Here is a 24,776-nt window from a genome sequence, read left to right on the forward strand (position 1 = left end):
ACAGGAAAAAGCGGGATAAGTTGGTCTCATCCCGCTTTCTCTTTCTGCTCTGTTGCTTCTCCTGCCTATGATAACGGCGCCCGTTTTTTGCGATCAAGGTAGATGCCTACTGCGATCACTACTAACAACAGTCCCAAGACGACCCAACCAGCGGTCGTGGTGTCATTGGTTTTCGGTAAGTTGTCAGTTCCCGGCTTCGTTGTTTTGCCTTTTTTGACACGATTGTTGAATACCATGTCTGCCGTTTGCTCCGCTTCAGCTACTAATTTTCCTGCTTGATCTTTGACGGTGACCGTTACTTGATAGGTGGTTTCATCATAGATGATCGTGGCGTCGTTGCCAGCTTTTTCACGAATCGTGTAACGGTGTTCCCCAGCATCGTCATACGTCAATGCATCAAAGGTAATCGTTCCATTTGCGTCATTGCGTTGGGTTTGCAGAACCTTTCCAGCTTCATCCACTAATTCAAATGCGAATTCGTTGGCCTGCAAGTCTCTACCCGTCAAGACTTTCTTCACACTTAGTACGACACTACCAGCTTGTGGTTGGTAGCTGTTTTCAAAGACTTGATCGCCTTCGTATTCGGCAACTGCGGTCAACTGTCCGTCTTCATCAGTGACGGTCACAACTACTGCAAGCTCTTTTGTATCGTAAGTGATGGTACCGTCAGTTCCTGTTTTCTCACGAATGGTGTAGTGATACTCACCTGCTTTGTCATATGCAAGAGCATCGAAGTAGATCTTGCCAGTGGCGTCGTTGGCTTTTGTTTGCAGAACAGTTCCGTCTTCATCGACTAGTTCAAAATCGAATTCGTTTGCTTGTAAGGTACGGCCGGTTAAGACTTTCTCGGCAATTAGTACGACACTGCCTGCTTGTGGTTGATAGCTGTTTTCAAAGACTTGATTGCCTTCGTATTCGGCAACTGCCGTGAGCTGTCCGTCTTCATCCGTTACAGTGACAACTACCGCCAGTTCTTTCCTATCGTACGTAATTGTGCCATCGATTCCTGCTTTCTCACGGATGGTATAGTGGTACTCACCTGTTTCCTCGTAAGGGAGCGCGTCAAAGTAGATCTTGCCCGTGGCATCATTGGCTTTTGTCTGAAGCACATTGCCTGCTTCATCGACTAGTTCAAAATCAAATTCATTTGCCTGTAACGTGCGACCAGTTAAGACTTTCTCGGCACTTAGCACGACACTGCCAGCCTGTGGTTGATAGCTGTTTTCAAAGACTTGTTTGCCTTCGTATTCGGCAACTGCCGTGAGCTGTCCACCTTCATCCGTCACAGTCACAACTACTGCAAGTTCTTTTGCATCATACGTGATCGTACTATTGTTGCCAGCTTGTTCACGGATAGTATAGCGGTATTCGCCCGCTTCGTCATATGCAAGAGCATCAAAGTAGATCTTGCCCGTGGCGTCGTTGGCTTTTGTTTGAAGAACGTTCCCTTCTACATCCACTAGTTCAAAGGCAAATTCTTCTGCTTGTAAGGTACGACCTATCAAGACTTTCTCGGCACTTAGTACGACACTGCCTGCTTGTGGCGTATAGTCGTTTTCAAAGACTTGATTGCCCTCATACGTTGCTGTTGCCACCAGTTGCCCGTCTTCATCGGTGACTCTCACAACAACGCCAATTTCTTTCGTATCATAGGTAACGGTACTATCTGCACCAGCTTTTTCCCGAATCGTATAGCGGTATTCGACGATTTCGTCATACGTCAATTCATCGAAATAGATTTGACCAATTGCGTCATTGCTTTTCGTCTGTACTACATCGCCTGCTTCATCGACTAGTTCAAAGGCAAACTCGTTGGCTTCTAACGAGCGACCCGTCAACACTTTCTCTATATTCAAGACCACACCGCCAGCTTTTGGCGTATAGTCATTTTCAAAGACTTGATTGCCTTCGTATTCGGTAACTGCCGTGAGCTGTCCGTCTTCATCGGTGACGGTCACAACTACCGCAAGTTCTTTTGCATCGTAAGTGATGGTGCCGTCAGTTCCTGCTTTCTCACGAATGGTGTAGTGATACTCACCTGTTTCCTCGTAAGGGAGCGCGTCAAAGTAGATCTTGCCCGTGGCATCATTGGCTTTTGTCTGAAGTACGTTGCCTGCTTCATCGACTAGTTCAAAATCGAATTCATTTGCTTGTAAGGTACGACCAGTTAAGACTTTCTCGGCACTTAGTACGACACTACCAGCTTTTGGTTGATAGCTGTTTTCGAAGACTTGATTGCCTTCATATTCCGCTACTGCAGTCAACTGCCCGTCTTCATCCGTGACGGTCACAACTACCGCAAGTTCTTTTGCATCGTAGGTGATGGTACCGTCAGTTCCTGCTTTCTCACGGATGGTGTAGCGGTATTCACCTGCTTTATCGTAAGGAATAGCGTCAAAGTAGATCTTGCCCGTGGCATCATTGGCTTTTGTTTGAAGTACAGTTTCTGCTTCATTGACTAATTCGAAGTCAAATTCTTCTGCTTTCAAATCACGACCAATCAGTACTTTCTCAGCATTCAAAACGACACTACCGGCTTTTGGCGTATAATCATTTTCGAAGACTTGATTGCCTTCATAGACTGCTTTCGCAATTAACTGGCTGTCTTCTTCAGTGACGGTCACAGTTACCTTTAGTTCTTTGTCTGTATAGGTGATGGTTGGATCGTTGCCGGCTTTTTCCCGAATCGTATAGTGGTACTCGCCAGGCTCGTTGTAAGTGATGGCGTCAAAGGTAACTTGACCGTTACCGTCATTGGTTTGCGTTAAAATCACAGAGCCAGCTTCATCCACCAGGTAGAAAGTAAATTCGCCGTCTTTCAACTCGCGTCCATCAAGCAGCTTCTGAACATTCAAGGCAAGGGTTGTTTCTTTGATTTCTCGCTTATTGGCTAGTTCAAAAACATAATTGACTTGCTCATCAGAAATAGTGAAGGTGTACTGAGTCGCATCTCGTTCGTATCCTTCTGGTGCGGTGATTTCTTGGATCATGTAATCGCCGTAGCGCAGATTGTCGATCCGATCAATGGCGTTGCCGTTTTCCATGATCTGATTGTTTTTCACCACCAGATTCGACAAGATGACTTCATAGGTGTTTTGCGCATTTTTGCGGCTTAATTGGAAAACTGCTTCTTCATCGATCCCTCGTTCTTTCGTGCCATCGGCATCGTATTTCACGATCGTCAAGGAGCCGTTTGTCCCAGAAGAGGTTCCGCTACCGTCTGTCGACTTGATGGTAACTTCTTTGGTCACTGTGTGAATTTCGATCTCACTACCCGTCAAATTGACACTATTGGCCACCCGTTCATTGTTCAAAATCCCGGGATCAAGCTGTGTTTGATAAACGATAAAGTACGGTTTATCAATCATTTCTTCAAAAGCGATCACTAACGATTGCGTCCCTGCGACCACATCCGAGGTGATTTTCGGATTGTCTTCGTTGATGAAGGTGACTTTTTCCCCTTTTTCCCAAGTGCCATTGTTTAAGACCGCTTCATACACATCTACGATCACGTTATCGTCGGCATCGCGTAAAAAGGTGTGCTGATTGTAGTTGATGGTATCGGTGACTACCGCATTGTGGATTTTGCGACTGTCAGCGTTGATCATGATTTCCCAATCGAGCAACCGATTGTTCTCGGCATTCTGGCTGCCGTTTTTCATCAACCAGTCCGTTTTCGCGGACTTGTCGACTTGGCCATCGGCAGTCAAGGTTGTGTCATTGTCCGTCAATGTGATGGTATTTTTGTAGGTAAATACCTCTTCAGCTGCTTCGGTTGCCAAGAAGACCGCCAGTGTTTCAGACGTTTCTTTCAGCAAGGTGATCGTAACTTTCTTCGTATCAGGATCATAGGTGTAGATGTAATCCTCGTTCTCCACCAATTGTTCTTTCAGTGCTCTGACTTGCGTCGTATACCCAGTTACTGTGACCGTGTAAAGCGCCAAGTCCTTCAAGGTTTGGCCTTCTTGCAGCTGGTCCGTGATGGTTGCATCTTTATTGATTTTTTCTTTGTACGTATTGAATAGCCCCATCCAATAGACTTGATCGCTTGAAGCTGTCTGCTCATCAAAAATAGTTCCTAGGTCTCGATTAAATACGGTTTTAATCGCGGTGGCGACATCTTCGCCTTCACCAATAAATAGGCCGTATTTCAAGGCATTTTTTAACCAACTGGTGTCCATCCATGTATTGGTTTCAGAAGCTTCCGTGAACGTATTGCCAGCTTCGTCTTTATAATGGACAAACGCTGCATTATTAAAACGTCCGGTAGAGCTGCCCGGTAACGTACCCTGTTGCACGATATCAAAGCTGGTTTTGAAGTTGACAGTGATCGTTGCCGAAGTCGTTTGGTACGCCCCTTGCAGCTTGATGCGAAAACCCGTCTCAAGTTCCTTCGTTGTGCCGTCCGTCAGTGTTTTCGTTTCTTTGATCAGCTCCAGCGTATAGTCGGTATCAAGAACCAAAGGCTCGGTCACGCCGCTCGCCGTCACTACCAGCGTATCCGCCAATAAGGCCAGTGCGCTGCTGTTTGCCCCAGAGATCAATTGATAGCGGTCTTCGATGATCAGGTCGCTAACTGTTTGCTGATTCGTATTGGCATCAATCTTCCATGCGACAGTCTTCGTCTCATAATCTTTGGTGCCAGCTGTTTTCACGACACCGATCGTTTTGGTTGGCGTCACGATCCCACTGCCCGTCAACGAGGTATTTTGATTGTCGCGGACCGAAGCGTAGTTGTAAATACGGGTATCGGCTAAAACCGATTCATACAGCTGGGTATCGTATTGAATCTTGTAGTAACCAGCTTGGGCAAACGTGATACCAAAGCGTACGATTTCCCCCTCTTTGTCCAGCTGGTACGTCCCATCAAAGGACCAATCTTCTGCTGGAATCGAGTTACCATCTTTGTCTGTGATCACCAAAGTCTCTGGCACAAAAAAGTGCAGGGCTTTTTCAGGATCCGTTCCTGAATAGGTCTGATCCAAAACTTTGGCTTGGTCTTTGTCCAATGTGACGGAAATTTCCCATGACGCACGTTTCGTTTCTTGATCATACCCTTTAAACCGTTTGTATTCTGATTGTTCATCATAGGTCACCGTTGCTTCTGCGCTTTTCTCGGTAAAATCACTGCCGTTGATTGTTGCCGTGTTTTTGAAAGAAGAAGCCGTTGGATCAGTGACCGCACTATTGATGACGATGCGGACCGGTTGATCGACGGTTTGATTGAAGGTAAACGTGTTGTTGACGCTGTTAAAGGTATATAAGCCATCGGTACGAACCCACTCTTCGGTAGCTTCATCATACAAATAGCCCGTCGAGGTACTATAAGATAAGCCTTGAGGCATCTTATCGGTGATCACCACATCGTGCAATTCACGACTGGTTTGGTTAAAAATAATTTCCCAAACCACTGAACCGCTGGAAGTCACATTACCAGTCTTAATGATATCGACTTCATAAATCGGCAATGTAATGATGATCTCATGACCATCTTCATCGTAGATCCCAGTATGAATCGTCACTTCTTCAGTAACAGTACTCACACTTAATTCCGTGATCAGATCAATGGTCCCCGAACGATTGGATAATGTCTGTGCGGCCTCATTAAACGTGACAGTCAATGTACCATCATGATCCAAGGTAAAGGTTCCGATCGATTGTCCGCCAGAACGAGTCAATTCGCCGCTAACGGTATTATGAATGGCAAAATAGTCTGGCAATTGATACGTATAATAATCGCCTGCGCGAATTTCTTCCGTGTCTGCTAACGACCAGTCAAAATGGATTTTGATGTTGCCGTTATACATCGGTGGATTTTCGGCAGTGAAGGGTTGATCGTTTAAGTCAGTGATCCGAACATTATCAAATAGCTGCACGCCCCGTTCATTTAGGTTGGCACTAAGATTCTCCGCGGTAGCCGAAGCTTCCGTTTCCGTCTCAGCATCTGGTGCTCGCGGTTGAATACTGTTTTGATTCAATGTCGAAGATGCTTGGGTTTCTTGACTCTCGCTAGGGACGGTAGTTGGTGCTTCTGTAGATTGAGTAGTCGTAGGTTGTGTTTCCTCTGTCCCAGATGAGTCCGTCGGTGCTTTTTCCGAATCGATCGTTTCGCTCTCTGCTTCGCTACTTGCTAGCGTTTCTGTCGTCCGTTGCGTGCTATCGGTTGCGTTAAGTGCTTCCGCCAATATGATCGTTGGTTCACAAACAATTGAACCAAGCAACACCAGCAAACATATATAGATAGAAAATGGCTTTTTCATGATTATTCATTCCTTTTGTATAAAGTTTTTTTATTCAATTGATTTCGGAAGTGCTCCACGAATAAAATTGTTCAACAGTGAGCAAGATATCCCAACAAACAACTGCTTTTTTCCCCCTCCCCATGATTCTACGATTTAGGTCTTTGCTACTTGCATCAAACGTGTTACTACTATCCCACACTTCTATTTTCCCAAATTATCACGTGGTGATGTATTCAAAAAAAATTCAACAGGTAATTTTTTTGAATACATGTAAAAACATGATACTATTTAGTCAAAAGGAGGCTTGGAGGAAAATATGTTACGGAAATTGTTATCATCCACTTCACAAAAGAAACTACAGCTGATTGAGTATTTATTGGACGATCAAGGCACCAGTCTTCACGATTTAGCACTGAAATTTTCTATCTCCATGTCCTCAGCAAAAACCTATATCGCAGAAATTGACAATGAATTTTCGTTTCTGGACTTACAATTTGATGATTTTTCAGCGGTTCGCTTGCACTTACATCCCTTTGCTACTCGTTTGGATATTTACAGCCACTTTTTGAACCGTTCTTCTGCGTTTCAATTACTGGAATTATTGTTTTCTTCCAGTTTTACCAGTTATGATATGCTGGCGCTGGAATTAAATTTAAGCAAATCATCGATTATTCGTTTAATTAAGAGGATCAACTTGATTCTGGCTCCTTTTGATTTCTTTATCGCAACCAAACCTATCCAGTTAAAAGGCAATGAAAAGAATATTCGCCAATTTTTTCTGATTTTCTTCTTGGAGAAATACCAATATGAATTTATCGACGCCAACATCAATCAAGAACAGGAATTTTTGAAAATCGCCCATATTATGGCAGCAGCGACGCCCTTAAATCTCTATTTTTCCGATATCAAAAAGATCGCTTTTGTCATCTATATCAATACGAAGCGTGACCGTTTTGCTGCCTCTGAAACCAATGCGGATCATATCGAGTATTTTTTAGAAAAAATCGACTTGAGTGAATTTACTGGCTACACCCGTGCCTATGTAGAAAAAATGGTTGGCTATGTCACGACGCACATTGGGCAAGACCCCGCTGTCTTTCACAAAACCAAACAAGAATTTTATCATTTGACGAAGCAATTGTTTCGAAAATACAACTACCGTGAAAGCAATTTTGAAGAAAAGCTGGATGCCGTCGTCTTTTCCTATTTTCTTGGGATCAATCTGCAGGTTCCTTACTGCATTTTGGATGATCGCTTCGACCGCTTTGTTGCTAATTGTGATTTTGTTCAGCAAGCAGTCAACCAAGACATCATTCAGCTTTTGACCCATTCGAGTTTACCGATCATTCGACCAAGTACGATCAATTACCTGATTTATATTTTTCATACTTCTTTTCCCAATTTTGCCAAAGAAATCATCGACGCCAATGCTGACTTTCACTTAGCCTTGTTCTATGATACGAATAGTTACCATACGGAATTTATCCAGACGAAAATTCAACAGTTTATTCCCTATCAGCTAACGATCACGATCTTAAATCCCCTCGATTCTTTTTCTCTAACTATGCTGGACGAGACCTATGATCTGATCATCGGCAATCTGACACCTTCAAGCAGAAAAAATGTGTTTCATTATGCGGATATCAATCTGACTTCAAATGACTTGGCTTTTATTGCGCAGCAGATTCAGGAAAAAGGGATTCGTAAGCTACAAGAAAAGAATGCGCAATAACAAAAAACACCCTCGAAAAGCCGCAATTTAGCGATTTTCCGAGGGTGTTTTTTGTTGTTTATTTACTGTTTAATTTTGTTCACTACGCCATGGCTGGACGTTTTGCTGGCGATACAGAGCTGCTTTCCCAATTGCATTGAAGAGGGTCATTTTTTGCGTAACCACTGCTTTTGCTGCCTCAATACATTCTGGGTAAATGACATTTGGATCCCACAATTCTGTTTCAGCTAAAATTTGGCGGCATTTTTTATAGAAGGCGTATTTATAGTCAGAGGAGATATTTACTTTTTGGATACCGATTGCCACAGCCTGAGCGATTTCTTCATCGGGATTGGCCGATCCACCATGCAACACCAATGGGATATCGACACGATTTTTGATTTCTTGTAAGACATCCATTTTTAATTCCGGTTTGATATCTTTCGGATAAATACCATGGGCAGTTCCAATCGCAACTGCTAGTGTATCAATGCCTGTCTTCTCAATGAATTCTTGTGCGTCTTCTGGACGAGTATAAATCACTTCGGAGACGCCCCCTTCCACGGAGGTTCCCGTATTGCCGATCGTTCCCAGCTCGCCTTCGACAGATACCCCAATCGGATGGCAAATCTCGGTAATCTGTTTTGTCAGAGCAATATTTTCTTCAAAAGGCAGCAACGATCCATCGATCATCACTGAGCTGAACCCGCAATGGATCGCCCGCATAATACTCGCCAGACTGTCGCCATGATCCATATGGATCACGATTGGCACAGAACTGTTTTTCGCTCTGGAAACCGCATAGTGGAAAAATTCATCCTTTGTAAAGGCCAATTCTGTTGGGTGGACCGCAATGATGGCTGGTGCATCGTTTTCTTCCGCTGCTTCGATAACGACGCGTAAGAAGTTGCTATCTGCGACATTAAAGGCACCAACAGCAAATTGATTTTCTTTGGCAACGGTCAGTAATTGTTTCATATTGATCAACATATAAGTGTGCTCCATTCTTTTTTAAAGTGATTTGTTTTTTGATCCAGATAATTCGATATACTCTTTAACGACTGCTTTTCCTGCTTCGATGGTTTGGTGGATCAGGGTCGGATAATCGCTCTCGGGATAAGCATCCAGCTGTTGGTGCAGGGCATTTCTTTGGGCTTTCATAAAATCAGCCCCTACATTGATTTTATTGATTCCTAGTGCCACGGAACGCAAGATATTTTCTCTGCCGGCTCCCGAGCCACCATGCAAAACCAGCGGCAGGTCAGTGGCTTCTTTGATGGTTTGAACGATATCAAAGCGAAATGCCGGGCGGTACCCTGCTGGATAATCCCCATGACTGGAGCCGTAAGAAAGAGCGAGACAGTCGACCCCGGTTGCTCGAATAAAATGGATGGCTTCCTCTGGATCGGTATACATCCCATCGCTAGTATACTGATCCCCAGCCACTGCTCCCATGTCCCCAACTTCTGCTTCGACACTGGCATTATAGGCTTGCGCAAATTGCACGATCTCTTTGGTGATGGCGATATTTTTTTCTAAAGGATGCATAGAGGCATCCATCATAACGCTTGAGAACCCTTCGTGGAGACATTGTTTGACAAAGGCAATATCCTGTCCATGATCCAGATTGATGGCAACCTCCACATTGACATTTTCCGCCATTCGAACGATCGGCTGGGTTAAGTAGCGATAATCCAGATGGGCCTTTAAATGGTCTTGGAGCAAGTCAACTATAATGGGTGCATGTGATTCTGCAGCGGCATCGATTACAGCTTTAGCGGTTTCCAAGTTAAAACAATTGATCGCCATAACCGCATAGTTTTCTCGATTGGCTTTTTGCAGCATCTCTTTCATTGATACATACATTTTCTTCGCTCCTTCTCTTAAGAAATTTCAATCGACGAAAAATCAACCTCTTCTTCCTCTTCGACGATCGGCGTTTCAACGGGTGCCTTTTTCAAGGCAAACAGCAAAACACCGGTGATGGCAGAACCAATCAGTAGCGCAATGGTAAATTTCAGTGGATCCGTCATGGCAGGAATGATGAAGACCCCACCGGATGGTACTGGTGAACCGACACCCCAAATCATACTTAGACCACCGCCGACGGCTGCTCCGACCGTACAAGAAAAAATGACGCGAAACGGATCAACGGCAGCGATCGGGATCACCCCTTCTGTGATCATACAAAGACCCATTGGAAAAGCGATCTTGATGTTGTCTTCTTCTTCCGTAGAATATTTGGGTCGGCGTAAGAGACGAGAGAGGACCCAAGAGATCGTAACACCAAATGGCGGCACCATTGAGGCTAAAATTTTCACGGCTTCGGGTTCTTGAATGCCTTCCAGTAATAGCCCATCAGCAAATAGCGAGGCGACTTTGTTGACGGGGCCGCCAAAATCAAAGGCAGCCATACCACCGACAATCGCGCCAAATAAGAAATTTCCCGAGCCTTGCAGATTCGTTAAGAAGGTAGTCAACGCCTCAGTAGCCCACACGATCGGTACACCGATGACGAAGAACATCAAAGCACCAACGATCAGTGTCGACAAGACCGGTACGATCATCATTGGCATCAGACCTTGTGCCCAACGTGGTACTTTAAGGTTTTTTACTAAGAATAAGACCAGATAACCTGCGAGATAGCCTCCTAACATTCCCCCTAAAAAGCCTGCACCAATCGCATTGGCAATCAGTCCCATAAAAAGACCAGGAGCGATTCCTGGACGATCGGCAATGGAATAGGCGATCGCGGCAGCAATCACCGGCGCCAGCAGTCCCATCCCTAAAACCCCCAGCGAGACCAGTGCATCCGGGATCGTATAGGCAGCATCGTAATTTTCAATGACCGTGCCGTTGGCAAGATTTCCGATAGCGATTAAAAGCCCAGCTGTTACAACGACAGGTAGCATATACGAGATGGCGGTTAAGGCATGTTTTTTCAACTGCAGCTGTTTCATCATTTGTTTCATCCCCCTTTGAATTTAAGTCGTTAAAACATTCGTTGATTCATCCCTGATTTAATTTTTCTTCAATCGTTTCAAGCAAACGCTTAGGCGCTTTGATCACCATACTAGTGGGAATTTCTACTATTCGCTTGCCTTCAAAACGGTCTCTGCCGCCGATTTTGATATCTGCCGCAATAATGACAACATCGGCTGCTTGAATAGCTGCTTCCGTCAATTCACTTTCTGTTCCGATGGTTCCTTGGGTTTCGATATGGACTTCATGACCAAGTTCTTTCGCAGCTGTTTCGATTTTTTGCTTAGCGATATACGTATGAGCGATTCCTGAAGTACAAGCAGCTACACCAACGATTTTCATCTCTTCTCCCCCTTTCTTAGTTTTCTGCCATTGGATCTTTAGCAAGCAAGGCCATCATTTGATCCTTTGTCCCTGACGCAACGAGACGATCAATAAACGATTCATCCGCTAGTAGCATCGCTACTTTTTGCAGCAGTTTGATATGCATCGTATTGGCATCGGTATTTTTGACTGCAAACAAGATGATTACTTGAACGGGCGCTTCATCGATGGACTCCCATTCAAGCGGACGCTTGGTTTTTCCGATCACTAAGGAAGTCTTTTTCACACTGTCTGACTTTCCATGTGGGATTGCTAAGCCATGTCCGATACCGGTCATTCCTTCCGTTTCTCGGGCAAAGACATCTTGGGTGAACCCTGCTAAATCGGTAATTATCTGGTTTTCGTATAAAAGTTCAGACAGTTCAGTGATCGCTTCTTCTTTTGAATTCGCTTCCATTTCCATCTTGATAAGATTGGGATTGATTACATCTGCGATGCTGAACGTTTGGATCGTTTGGCTTTCGTTTTTCATCTTTACATCTCTCCTAATAGTTGTTTGACTCGCTTTTCATCCTGTTTGGTAAATACCGAATTGACTAAAATCGTCGGCACCTGCGTTTCTACTGGCAAATTAATGGTGGTTAAGATCAAATCGATATTCTGGTAGTCTTGCGCATGCTTTCGGTACATACGAGCGGAAAGCACATCCACGATATCCAGTTCAGGAAATGCCCGTTGGACTTTGACTTTCAGCAGCTCAGAAGTCCCTACACCACTGCTGCACATGATTAAGACTCGCTGTCTGCGCCGACGAATGACTTTAAATTTCACAAAATACAGCACCAAGAAACCAATCTCGTCTTCCGATATGGGATTCGTTCCATAGGTTTGCTCCACTTCCTTGCTGACTTGTGCCACTTGCTCAAAAATCCTTGGGTACTCCAGTTGGATGTCACTTAACAGGCCATTTTTCACGATAATTTTATTCTTTAGCCGATAGAGCATCGGCTGAATATGGCAAAGTAGATCGGTCTTGTCTGTTTGCTGGTTCAATTGAATACCCAGTGCTTTTTCCATCTGCTTAGTAAAAAACTCCGTGATTTCGCTGGCTTCTTTTGTCAGATTGGTCATTGCCAAGGGTTTGTTTTCCACTCTGGAAGACACTAAATACTGGTAGAGATAAAATACCTCACTTTCTGGCAGCACCGTCACGAGATAGGCATTGATTTTTTCAATCACTTGTTGGGCAATTTGATAAAACTCTTGGTGCTGTTCAATCAAATGCTGTTCTTCCTCATCTAAGCCCTCAATAAATTCTTCGCGGTCAATTTCTCCTTCTCTCATTCGTAAAATCAGAATATACAGATGCGAGAAAATATTCATATTGTAAGGATACGCAATACTGTTCGCGAGTTTTCGCTCAATAAATTCAAGAATTGAGGTAATAAAGTTGATATCAAAGGCATTGATGGGATATTTTTGCGTAACCATTTCTTCATTCCACACATGGGTCTTCGTAAAGAGATCATTGACACAGCGACGGATATTTTTTTCGGTACCAATCACTGAAATTCTCTTATCGGATCGGATCAACTGGAGTTCAAAGTACTGAAAATATTCCGAAAGACGATTGATATCACTACTTATCACTGCTTCACTCAAATAGTAAGGGGCGAACAGCTCTTTGATCATTAAACGCTTCGGTGATTTAAACAATAAATGCAGTGCAATCGCATGACGCCGTTCAAGCGGCTCATCATTTTGATCTGTTTCTTGATTTTCAATCGTCCCTTTGAGATACGCTTCATAATCCAAACAAAATCCTTTGCCGATTTCAGACCGAATGATTTCTGAACCAGCAGCCTCATTAATCCGTTTGATCGTCCGATAAATGGTTTTTGTTGAAACCTTAGCAGCTTCGGCTAGTTCATTAGCGGTCAAATTCATTCCTTGTGTCATAAACTGCTCAATCAAACGTGTTTCTCTCTTGCTCAGCTTCATACTGTCTCCCTCCGTATCTTTACTATAGCCCTCTTTGGCTCGAGTATTTCTTAATCGATGTCCACTGATTTGGACATTTCAAAAATAACGCTTTCATTAATCGTCCCACATGCCCTTTTTCTAGGATAGAAGAAGGGCGCATTCTTTTTCGTGACATTTCCTTTTTCTAAACAAAAAAGCTTGCCATTCCGAAGAATGACAAGCTTTTCCGTCACACTGAGTCAATCAGGTGCTGGGCATTGATTAGTTTTGGCTGTTCAATGCGTCTTCAGCAGCCATTTGTGCTTCGATGTCTGAGATGCTGTAGACATTTTCGCTGGCAACTGTTACTTCTTTTGGTTCCATTTCACGGTAACGAGGCATACCAGTACCAGCTGGGATGATCTTACCGATGATAACATTTTCTTTCAATCCAAGAAGTGGATCTTTCTTGCCGCGGATCGCTGCATCGGTCAACACACGAGTGGTTTCTTGGAAGGACGCAGCAGACAAGAAGCTGTTGGTTTCCAAGGATGCTTTCGTGATCCCTAATAGGACTGGACGGCTAGTTGCAGGAACGCCGCCGGATACCAATGTGTCGTAGTTGCGGTCTTTAAAGTCGGCGATATCCAACAATGTTCCTGGCAAGATGCCTGAATCACCTGGATCCATGACGCGGACTTTACGCAGCATTTGACGAACCATTACTTCGATATGTTTGTCGCCGATTTCTACCCCTTGCATACGGTAAACGCGTTGAACTTCCCGTAATAGGTAGTTTTCAACAGACAAGACATCGCGAACTTGTAACAGTTGTTTTGGATCGATCGATCCTTCCGTCAATGGTGCACCACGATGGATAAAGTCGCCTTCTGCTACTTTCATCCGGGCAGTATAAGGAACGGTATACGTACGCGTATCGGTTTCCCCTTTGATGGTCACTTCTTTGGTCCGAGTTGAAGGGTCTTCTGAGATATCGATGACTTCTCCGGTAACTTCGGTAATGACCGCTTGTCCTTTCGGATTACGGGCTTCAAAGATTTCTTGGACACGAGGGAGACCTTGCGTGATATCGTCTCCGGCAACCCCGCCGGTATGGAAGGTACGCATGGTCAACTGAGTACCAGGTTCACCGATTGATTGGGCAGCGATGGTACCGACTGCTTCCCCAACTTCAACTTCAGAACCAGTGGCTAAGTTGCGGCCATAACAATGTTTACATACACCATGTTTGGTGTTACATGTAAAGACAGAGCGAATGGATACTGTTTCGATGCCAGCGTCCACGATGGCTTTAGCTAAATCTTCAGTGATCAATTCATTGACCCCTAGAAGGACTTCGCCAGTTTCAGGATGGATCACTGATTTACGTGTGTAACGTCCAATCAAACGTTCTTCTAAGGATTCGATGATTTCGTTTCCTTCGCGAATTGCTTGAATGTCTAAACCACGGTCAGTACCACAATCGTCTTCACGGATGATGACATCTTGGGCAACGTCAACTAAACGACGTGTCAAGTAACCGGAATCGGCTGTTTTCAAGGCGGTATCGGTCATCCCTTTACGGGCACCATGGGTCGAGATAAACATTTCCAAGACAGATAGACCTTCACGGAAGTTTGAGATGATCGGCAATTCCATGATTCGTCCGTTAGGCGCGGCCATCAATCCACGCATCCCAGCAAGCTGAGTAAAGTTGGAGATGTTACCACGGGCACCGGAATCAGACATCATGAAGATTGGGTTTTTCGCTTCCAATGATTCCATCAGTTTTAACTGAATTTCATCTTTGGCTGCATTCCAAACACCAATAACTCGTTCATAACGCTCGTCATCGGTAATCAAACCACGACGGAATTGTTTCGTGATCGTTTCTACTTGTTTGTGGGCATTGTCGATGATGTCATGTTTTTCGTGCAAGTTCATGATATCAGCGATACCAACGGTGATACCTGCCATTGTTGAATGGCTGTATCCTAAGTCTTTCATGCGGTCAAGCATGCGTGACGTTTCAGTGATGCGGAAACGTTTGAAGACTTCTGAAATGATGTTTCCTAAGTTTTTCTTCTTGAATGGGCCCACAAGCTCTTGTTCTTTGATGAAAGCAGGCACATCTGTACCAGCTTCAATAAAGTACTTGTCTGGTGTTTGAACCGTCAAGTTGTAGTCAGTCGGTTCGTTCAAGAATGGGAATTCTGGCGGCATGATCGAGTTGAAGATCACTTTACCTACCGTTGTTACCATCAAACGTTGTTTTTGTTCAGACGTGAATGGTTTGTCCCCTAAAGTGTTTGGATTGATGGCGATCCGTGTGTGTAAATGCACGTAGCCATTGCGCCATGCCGTAACTGCTTCGTCCATGTCACGGAAGATCATGCCTTCCCCTTCACGGCCTTCTTCTTCCATCGTCAAGTAGTAGTTCCCTAGGACCATATCCTGAGATGGTGTTACAACTGGTTTTCCGTCTTTTGGATTCAAAATGTTTTGGGCTGCTAACATCAGCATACGTGCTTCTGCTTGCGCTTCTTCGTTCAATGGTACGTGAACGGCCATTTGGTCTCCATCGAAATCGGCATTGTAGGCTTCACAAACAAGTGGGTGCAAACGAATGGCACGGCCTTCAACTAAGACTGGTTCAAATGCTTGGATACCTAATCTGTGAAGCGTAGGTGCCCGGTTCAATAGCACTGGATGTTCTTTGATGACATCTTCTAAAACATCCCAAACTTCGTCTTCTTGACGTTCGATTTTGCGTTTGGCATTTTTGATGTTTGACGCGATTTCACGAGAAACAAGCTCCCGCATCACGAATGGTTTGAACAATTCGATCGCCATTTCTTTTGGCAGACCACATTGATACATTTTAAGGAATGGACCAACGACGATAACTGAACGACCTGAGTAGTCGACCCGTTTTCCTAGCAAGTTTTGACGGAAACGACCTTGTTTCCCTTTCAACATGTGAGAAAGAGATTTCAATGGGCGGTTCCCTGGCCCTGCGACTGGACGGCCGCGACGACCGTTATCGATCAAGGCATCAACTGCTTCTTGCAGCATCCGTTTTTCATTTTGAACGATGATGTTTGGTGCATTCAAGTCTAACAAGCGTTTCAAACGGTTGTTACGGTTGATTACACGACGATACAAGTCGTTCAAGTCACTTGTGGCAAAACGTCCACCTTCTAATTGCACCATTGGGCGCAAATCAGGCGGGATAACTGGGATAACATCCATGACCATCCAGCTTGGTTTGTTTCCTGAAGCACGGAATGCTTCTAAGATATCCAAACGGCGGATCGCACGCGTCCGTTTTTGACCAGTTGCGTTTTTCAATTCTTCTTTCAATTCAGCAACTTCGCCTTCAAGATCAACGCCATCTAATAATTGTTTAATGGCTTCGGCACCCATCGCTGCTGAAAATTCTTGACCGTATTGGTCACGTTTTTCACGGTATTCCCGTTCAGTCAATAGTTGTTTTTTCTCAAGGCTGGTGTTTCCTGGTTCAATCACTACGTAAGAAGCAAAGTAGATGATTTCTTCCAATGCACGTGGGCTCATGTCTAAAACAAGACCCATCCGTGAAGGAATGCCTTTGAAGTACCAAATGTGTGATACTGGTGCTGCTAGTTCAATGTGTCCCATGCGTTCACGACGCACTTTTGAACGTGTTACTTCCACGCCGCAACGGTCACAAACGATGCCTTTATAGCGGATCCGTTTGTATTTGCCGCAAGCACATTCCCAGTCTTTGGTTGGACCGAAAATACGCTCGTCAAACAACCCTTCGCGTTCAGGTTTTAACGTACGGTAGTTAATGGTTTCTGGTTTTTTTACTTCACCATAAGACCAGCTTCTGATTTTTTCAGGAGAAGCCAAACCGATTTGCATACTTTCGAATTTATTTACATCGATCAAAAAAGGTTCCCTCCATTTCATTTCATGGACATATCCGATAGAACGGGGGCTATTTCCGCTAGTGGCGGAAATAGCGAGGGCCGTCTATTATTGCAAGCGATCTTCTGCTGTCTCGATTTGTTGGTTCAACGCGTCGGCGGCATTTTTAGCTTCTGTTTGTGCTTTTTGTTCTAATTCGCGGGCTGTTTGTTGCTCCGCAAATTTTGTTAAGGCATCAACGGTGATCAAATCATCATCGTCATCATCCATATCACGTAGTTCGATCTCTGCATCATCAATATCTAGGACACGCATGTCTAGACCCAGTGATTGCAATTCTTTTACTAATACGCGGAATGATTCTGGTACACCTGGTTTTGGAATTGGTTCCCCTTTGACGATCGCTTCGTATGTTTTCACACGACCAACCACGTCATCTGATTTGTAGGTCAAGATTTCTTGCAAGGTGTAAGCAGCACCGTATGCTTCCAGTGCCCAAACTTCCATCTCTCCGAAACGTTGTCCACCAAATTGGGCTTTTCCTCCCAATGGTTGTTGAGTAACCAATGAGTAAGGTCCAATGGAACGGGCATGCAATTTATCATCGACCATGTGGGCCAATTTGATCATGTACATGACACCAACGGAGATGCGGCCATCAAATGGTTCGCCGGTACGTCCGTCGTAAAGCACTGTTTTGGCATCGCTGGCCATTCCTGCTTCAGCAACCGTTGCCCAAACATCTTCATCGCTGGCACCATCAAAGACTGGTGTTGCCACGTGAATGCCTAGTTGACGCGCAGCCATTCCTAAGTGTAACTCTAATACTTGTCCAATGTTCATCCGAGAAGGTACCCCTAATGGGTTCAGCATGATATCGACTGGTGTGCCATCTGGTAAGAAAGGCATGTCTTCTTCTGGCATAATGCGAGAAACGACCCCTTTGTTTCCGTGACGTCCGGCCATTTTATCCCCTTCATGGATTTTCCGTTTTTGAACGATATAAACGCGAACCAGCATGTTCACACCTGGTGACAATTCATCGCCAGCTTCGCGGGTAAAGATTTTGACATCGTGGACGATTCCGCCGCCGCCGTGAGGCACGCGTAGAGAAGTGTCACGCACTTCGCGGGCTTTTTCACCAAAGATTGCGTGTAACAAACGCTCTTCTGCTGAAAGTTCCGTTACCCCTTTTGGAGTGACTTTCCCAACAAGCAGATCGCCATCTTTGACCTCCGCACCAATGCGGATAATCCCCATTTCGTCTAGGTCTTTCAACGCGTCTTCCCCAACGTTCGGGATTTCGCGAGTGATTTCTTCAGGTCCTAATTTCGTGTCGCGGGCTTCGGATTCATATTCTTCAATATGGACAGAAGTGTAAACATCATCTTTCACCAAACGACGGCTCATGATGATGGCATCTTCATAGTTGTACCCTTCCCAAGTCATGAATGCGACTAAGACGTTTTGTCCTAATGCCATTTCACCTTGTTCCATAGATGGGCCATCTGCTAAGATATCGCCTTTTTCCACTTTTTCACCAAGTGCCACTAATGGACGTTGGTTGTAGCTGGTTCCTGAGTTTGAACGACGGAATTTGGTAACAGAATAAACGTCTAATGCGCCATTGTCACGACGAACGCGCACTTCGGCTGCATCCACGTATTCTACGATCCCATCATGTTTACATAACAAAGCAGCTCCTGAGTCATGTGCTGATTTGTATTCCATACCAGTACCAACCCAAGGTGCTTTCGGATTGATCAATGGTACAGCTTGCCGCTGCATGTTGGCACCCATCAAGGCACGGTTGGAGTCATCGTTTTCCAAGAAAGGAATACATGCAGTTGCGACTGCGACTACTTGTTTTGGTGATACGTCCATGTAGTCGACTTTATCGATCGATACTTCCAAGTTTTCAGAAGTAGCACGTGCCATAACAACGTCATTTACGAAAGAGCCGTCTTCATTTAACAAGCTGTTTGCTTGGGCCACAACGTAGTGGTCTTCGGTATCGGCAGTCAAGTAATCGATCTTGTCTGTAACACGGCCTGTTTCGCGGTCAACTCGACGGTATGGTGTTTCAATGAAGCCATACTTGTTGACTTTGGCATAAGAGGCCAAGCTGTTGATCAACCCGATGTTTGGTCCCTCAGGCGTTTCGATCGGACACATACGGCCATAGTGGGAATAGTGAACGTCTCGGACTTCATAGCCAGCACGGTCACGGGTCAAACCACCAGGTCCTAAGGCAGATAGACGACGTTTATGGGTCAACTCACCCAGTGGGTTTGTTTGGTCCATGAACTGTGACAACTGAGAAGAACCAAAGAATTCTTTGATACTTGCGACAACTGGACGAATATTGATCAATTGTTGCGGTGTCAAGGTTTCGGTGTCTTGGATCGACATCCGTTCACGCACGACACGTTCCATCCGAGCAAGCCCGATCCGGAATTGGTTTTGCAATAATTCACCAACAGAACGAATCCGACGGTTTCCTAAGTGGTCGATGTCATCGACATTGCCGATGCCTTCCATCAAGTTGAAGAAGTAGCTCATTGAAGCAATGATGTCTGCTGGACGAACGGTACGTGTGGCAGTATCTGGATAGCCATTACCGATCACGTTGACTTCTTGTTCTGGATCTTTTGGTGAAAAGACTTTGATGACTTGGACCGTCATTGGTTCAGTAACGACCCCATCTTCTGATGGATAGTACGTTACACTGTTTAGGCCATTATCGATAAATGCGCCTAATGTTTCCATGACTTGGTGAGTCAAAACAGTGCCTTTTTCAACAATGATCTCGCCTGTTTCAGGGTCAACCAAGGTTTCTGCTAAGGTCAAATTCAATAGACGTGTTTTCAAGTCTAATTTTTTGTTTACTTTGTAACGACCAACATTTGCTAAGTCGTAACGTTTTGGATCAAAGAAACGTGCGTTCAGCAAGCTGCGTGAGCTGTCTGCTGTTTTTGGCTCGCCTGGACGAAGACGTTCGTAAACATCTTTCAATCCTTCTTCGGTACGAGAATCGCTTGCGTTTTTATGCAAGTCTTTTTCGATCGTGTTGCGCAATGATTCACTGTCGCCGAAAATTTCAAAGATCGTGTCATCAGAACCAAACCCTAGGGCACGGACTAAGACCGTCAAAGGAATTTTACGGGTACGGTCAATCCGTACGTAAGAGATATCTTTGGCATCAGTTTCCATTTCTAACCACGCACCGCGGTTAGGGATAACAGTTGAACCAAAGCCTTCTTTGCCGTTTTTATCGACTTTGCCATGGAAATATACACCCGGAGAGCGGACCAACTGAGAAACGATAACCCGTTCTGCCCCGTTGATGATAAAGGTTCCTTGTTCAGTCATTAATGGGAAATCACCAAAGAATACTTCTTGGGATTTGATTTCCCCAGTTTCACGGTTCGTCAAACGCAAAGTAACATGTAATGGTGCCGAATAGTTTGCATCATGGGCACGTGCTTCTTCTACTGTATACTTTGGTTCTTTCAATTCATAATCCACAAATTCTAGGGACAAGTTACCGTTGAATCCTTCGATTGGCAAAATATCTTCAAACATTTCTCTTAGGCCCTCATCTAGGAACCATTGGTAAGAGTCGGTTTGAATTTCAATCAAATTCGGTAATTCTAATACTTCACTGATCCGTGCGAAACTTCTACGTTCGCGATGCTTTCCGTATTTTACTACGTGTCCAGCCAAGCTCTTCACCTCTTCATAAAGTCTTTCAAAAAGGCTATCCGATTATTTACAAAACTGTAACAAATATTAAATATAGGTTACAGAAAGCATTTTTTGCGGCTTTTAGGCAAAAAAAAACCAAAAATAGAACGGATGCATTGGGCATTTTCTACTTTTGTTTCCTTATTCCTAAGCCGAAACGGACAATATTTCGTTTCTGCTTTTTTCGTTCAGATAGTTTTTGCAACTCCTTATTATACAGATGAAGCACTTTCCTGTCAAGTTTTCATTGGAAGTTACAATGCTTTTCTGGCGCACCCATTTCCTAAGATTTTCTAAAGAAAAAAACAAGGCTGGTGGGGACTGTTTTTCGTAAGAAACTACTTTGCTTTTTGCCGATTTCTTGCTATGCTAACGAAAACGTTACACGTGAAACATTAGGAAGGATATCCTTATGACGACAAAAGAAAAAATACTGACCTTATTACAAAAAGAAGATACTGTACTGTCCGGAGAAAAACTAGCCCAAGCTTTGTCGATCTCTCGTACAGCAGTCTGGAAAGCCATTAAAGAACTCGAGAAAGAAGGCTATCATTTCGAACACTTGGCCAACGGCTATCGCTTTGTCTCGGATGATCGCTACGATCAAGCAGCACTTGCGGCAGCCTTGCCGATGATTCCCACGATTCAAATCAAGGAAGCTGTTGAATCCACCATGAAAGAAGCCAAGATCGCCGCTTTGGACAGTGTACTGGCAACCCCCGCCCTTTTTTTGACCGAAACACAAACAGGCGGTCACGGCCGCTTCGAACGACCGTTTTTCTCACCGAAAAAACAAGGGATCTATATGAGCTTGCTTTTAAAACCAAACCAAGCGTTTCAAGAATTGCCACAATATACCGTTTTGGCGGCGGTGGCAGTCGCCGAAGCCATCGACGCTCTTCTAATGAAGGAAACGGCCATTAAGTGGGTCAACGATCTGTACTTAGATGGAAAAAAAATCTGCGGTATTTTGTCTGAAGCAACCAGTGACTTTGAAACAGGCCGCATTACTTCGGTTGTGATCGGTATCGGTATCAGTTTTTCAATTCCACAACAGCAGTTTCCAGCAGAGATTCGGGAAAAAGCGACCTCACTCTTTCCTGGTGAAGAGTATCCGACCTTTTCTCGAGTCACGTTGATCCAAGAAATTTGGCGTCGTTTCTTCCAATTGTTGGCGCAGCTGCCTGACATGGATTATATGGCCCGCTATCGGCAGAAATCCTTCGTTTTGGGCCGCACCGTTCAATTTACGCAACAAGGGGTGACCTATGAAGGGATTGCCAAAGACATTACCAACACCGGTGAATTGGTGGTGGAAACAGCGACGGAGCGCAAGTTGCTTTCTTCTGGAGAAATCAGTTTGGAGCGGTATTGAGGCTGCTTTCGTAGGTAACCAGTCACAGCAAGCGTAAACACAAACACTCCATAAACAGACCTGCTTATTCCGAGGGGTTAAATAAAAAGCAACCTAGGCAGCTCTCAAACAAACTTTACTGCTACGATCAATTTCGCAGAAAAAGCGAGCCTCATCTTTTCATAATAAGTATCATGCTCGTTCTTTTATCATGTCTTTTCTACAGTTTTTATGCGCTATTTCATTCCCCACATAAAAAAGATCGACCTGCTCTTTCAAGAGCAGGTCGATCTTTTTTTTAAAGCAATTGCCACAACAGACAGAAAAGCAAGCCTAAGGCATAGCTGCTGTTGAATAAAATCATGTTCTTAATCGAATAGCCGAAGCTACGTGGGTGGGGCAGGCTGGCTTGATGCTCCTTCAAGTTTTGGCGGATTTTCGGTAGTGTCAGAAACACGAGCAAAATCGGCCATTGAAAGAGTCCAAACAAGAGGCCCAATAAAATAGCGGCATAAGACGCCAACATCATGCCTTGAAACAGACGGATACCTGCTTCGCGACCGATGTAGTACACCAGCGTGTAGCGATGGTTTTCGATGTCGGCTTCCAGATCCCGTAAGTTATTGGCTAACATGATGTCAGCAATTGTGAAAATCAATGGTAAGGATGCCAACACGATGGCACACACGGCCCAGAGGTTCCCCACTAAGCCAAAGGTTCCGTTCGCAAAATCCAGTGCCAGATAAAACACTTTTTGATCAATGGTATTGATATAGATCGTGATGGCAAAAATCCCTAATCCCATCGTTACGCCGCTGAACACTTCGCCTAAAGGCATCCGCGATAACGGAATGGGGCCAAAGGTATAAAAGACCCCGATAAAACAAACCACCAGCCCCATCACTAGCAGCAGCCAGCCGGTAACAAAGGTCAAGTAAAGACCGATCAGTAAGGTTCCTGCCAGCATCGCAAAAATCAGATTGCGAACAGTAGCTTCTGAGATGTTTTCACGCCCGATCACATTGTGCTGGTATTTGTAGGTTTCTGATTTGGCTTTTTTGAAATCCATATAATTGTTGATGGACGTCGTCGTCAAATCAAACAGCAGCATCCCCAGAAAAAAGATTGCGGTATTCAAAGGATGAAATTCATGAAAATACACCAACGAGAACAACACACCCATAATGAAGGGGAAGACACTGGCCACTTTGGTACGGATCTCCACTACTTCTAAAAACACTGAAAGAGACATCTTTCACTCCTCCTATTCTAAATCCGCACGATCACCCATCGTGTAGCCTGATTCCTCTGAAAGTTCAAAGGTATCTTTGATACCGTCGGTTACATACACTTTGTCTTCTTTTGTGATAAAGATCGCATCGGTACCCTCTTCGGTATGTTGTTCGATATAGGCTAAGCCTTCCTTGACCCCTTTATCAAATGCCACCGTAGTTAACCCATCGCCATCGATGGATTTGTCGGTGATGACAGTTACACTTGCCACATCGCTGTCGTAAGGATAGCCAGTCTCAGAATCGAAAATATGATGGTACGTTTTGCCGTCTACTTCTAAATAACGTTCGTAGATCCCTGAAGTAACTACTGTTTTATTGGTTTCTTTGATACTGCCGATAATCGAGCCGCGAGATTTGTTCGGGTCTTGGATTCCGACATTCCATGGCTCATCTGTGCCGCGGTTACTATGACCTAACACATAGACATTCCCGCCCAAATCGACGATCGCGGAAGTCACGCCATTGTCCTTCAGCACTTTGACTACTTCATCCGTGATGTAGCCTTTAGCGATCGCCCCAAGGTCAAGGATCATGTCCTTGTCTTTTAAATAAACGGTTTGATCTTCATCGTTAAACTCGACTTGTTCATAATTGATATGTTTCAATGCTTCATCGATCTCAGATTGCTCTGGCTTGCGGGCATCATCAAAGCCGATTCGCCATAATTGGGTGATGGCACCGATGGCCATATTAAAGCCGCCTTCTGATTTCACACTATAATCATAGGCTTCTTTCAACAAATAATAGATGTCATCCGAAACCTTTACCGGCTTAATACCAGCTTGCGCATTGATCTCATCGATCTCTGACCCTGCTTGGTTGATGGTGATTTTATCGCCTAACTCTCTGATGCGGTCAAAGGCCGGCTTCATGGCGTCCTCTTTGCCTTCATCATAAATGCGAATCCGAGTATAAGTGCCTAATAAAAATTCTTCTTGAAAATATGGTTCTTCTCGCAGCGTCGTTGCTTCCTGATCACTGCCACAAGCTGCCAACATTGTGCCTAAAAAAACAAACATCAGAAAAAACGTTACTTTCTTTTTCATGATTTTCCTCTTTTCTATTGTCTTCAACCTTCATATAATAGCCTTTTTTTAGCAGAATGAAAAGGGGCATTCCGTGATTCCGCAACGTATTTTAGGAATCCTTAATCGAACTTTTTCTTCTTTGTAAAAAACAGTTCTTTTAAAAAAAACTTCCTGCCAGATTGCTTCCTTTTGCACGAACTTGCTTTTATGACCTTGCTG

Annotated in this window: 13 protein-coding genes; 2 read left to right on the forward strand and 11 right to left on the reverse strand. The window is 44.4% G+C overall.

The window, feature by feature from the left end; all coding sequences use genetic code 11:
* Positions 1-65 precede the first annotated feature (65 nt).
* Complete coding sequence (locus CO692_RS07525) at positions 66-6,260, reverse strand: Spy0128 family protein (RefSeq protein ID WP_096741960.1); 6,195 nt, start codon at positions 6,258-6,260, stop codon at positions 66-68.
* A 298-nt stretch (positions 6,261-6,558) separates the two neighbouring features.
* Between CO692_RS07525 and CO692_RS07530 the strand changes: the two genes are divergently transcribed.
* The gene (locus tag CO692_RS07530; protein WP_096741961.1) at positions 6,559-7,974 is read left to right on the forward strand and encodes a helix-turn-helix domain-containing protein; all 1,416 of its coding nucleotides are present in this window, start codon (positions 6,559-6,561) and stop codon (positions 7,972-7,974) included.
* Between the two features lie 69 nt (positions 7,975-8,043).
* On the opposite strand, the gene CO692_RS07535 is transcribed toward CO692_RS07530, so the two are convergent.
* The 8 genes from CO692_RS07535 to rpoB form a co-directional block, all read right to left on the reverse strand.
* Complete coding sequence (locus CO692_RS07535) at positions 8,044-8,943, reverse strand: ketose-bisphosphate aldolase (RefSeq protein WP_096741962.1); 900 nt, start codon at positions 8,941-8,943, stop codon at positions 8,044-8,046.
* Between the two features lie 21 nt (positions 8,944-8,964).
* The gene (locus CO692_RS07540; RefSeq protein WP_010748880.1) at positions 8,965-9,819 is read right to left on the reverse strand and encodes a class II fructose-bisphosphate aldolase; all 855 of its coding nucleotides are present in this window, start codon (positions 9,817-9,819) and stop codon (positions 8,965-8,967) included.
* 17 nt (positions 9,820-9,836) lie between these two features.
* Positions 9,837-10,916, reverse strand: coding sequence for a PTS fructose transporter subunit IIC (locus CO692_RS07545; RefSeq protein ID WP_096741963.1), 1,080 nt, complete (start codon positions 10,914-10,916; stop codon positions 9,837-9,839).
* 46 nt (positions 10,917-10,962) lie between these two features.
* Positions 10,963-11,277 (reverse strand): PTS fructose transporter subunit IIB, encoded by a 315-nt coding sequence (locus CO692_RS07550; RefSeq protein WP_005230357.1) that lies wholly within the window; start codon positions 11,275-11,277, stop codon positions 10,963-10,965.
* A gap of 16 nt (positions 11,278-11,293) precedes the next feature.
* On the reverse strand, positions 11,294-11,791 hold the full coding sequence (locus CO692_RS07555; protein WP_005230355.1) for a PTS sugar transporter subunit IIA: 498 nt from the start codon (positions 11,789-11,791) through the stop codon (positions 11,294-11,296).
* A gap of 2 nt (positions 11,792-11,793) precedes the next feature.
* On the reverse strand, positions 11,794-13,260 hold the full coding sequence (locus CO692_RS07560; protein ID WP_096741964.1) for a BglG family transcription antiterminator: 1,467 nt from the start codon (positions 13,258-13,260) through the stop codon (positions 11,794-11,796).
* A 243-nt stretch (positions 13,261-13,503) separates the two neighbouring features.
* On the reverse strand, positions 13,504-17,154 hold the full coding sequence (gene rpoC, locus CO692_RS07565) for a DNA-directed RNA polymerase subunit beta' (protein WP_096741965.1): 3,651 nt from the start codon (positions 17,152-17,154) through the stop codon (positions 13,504-13,506).
* 87 nt (positions 17,155-17,241) lie between these two features.
* Complete coding sequence (rpoB, locus tag CO692_RS07570) at positions 17,242-20,859, reverse strand: DNA-directed RNA polymerase subunit beta (protein WP_008381746.1); 3,618 nt, start codon at positions 20,857-20,859, stop codon at positions 17,242-17,244.
* 433 nt (positions 20,860-21,292) lie between these two features.
* On the opposite strand from rpoB, the gene CO692_RS07580 reads away from it, so the two are divergent.
* On the forward strand, positions 21,293-22,255 hold the full coding sequence (locus tag CO692_RS07580) for a biotin--[acetyl-CoA-carboxylase] ligase (protein ID WP_096741967.1): 963 nt from the start codon (positions 21,293-21,295) through the stop codon (positions 22,253-22,255).
* A gap of 277 nt (positions 22,256-22,532) precedes the next feature.
* On the opposite strand, the gene menA is transcribed toward CO692_RS07580, so the two are convergent.
* Positions 22,533-23,486, reverse strand: coding sequence for a 1,4-dihydroxy-2-naphthoate polyprenyltransferase (menA, locus tag CO692_RS07585; protein ID WP_096741968.1), 954 nt, complete (start codon positions 23,484-23,486; stop codon positions 22,533-22,535).
* A gap of 12 nt (positions 23,487-23,498) precedes the next feature.
* Positions 23,499-24,575 (reverse strand): FAD:protein FMN transferase, encoded by a 1,077-nt coding sequence (locus CO692_RS07590; protein WP_096741969.1) that lies wholly within the window; start codon positions 24,573-24,575, stop codon positions 23,499-23,501.
* Positions 24,576-24,776 lie beyond the last annotated feature (201 nt).

It is taken from the genome of Enterococcus sp. FDAARGOS_375 (assembly GCF_002393265.1).
GTDB classification, from domain to species: domain Bacteria; phylum Bacillota; class Bacilli; order Lactobacillales; family Enterococcaceae; genus Enterococcus_D; species Enterococcus_D innesii.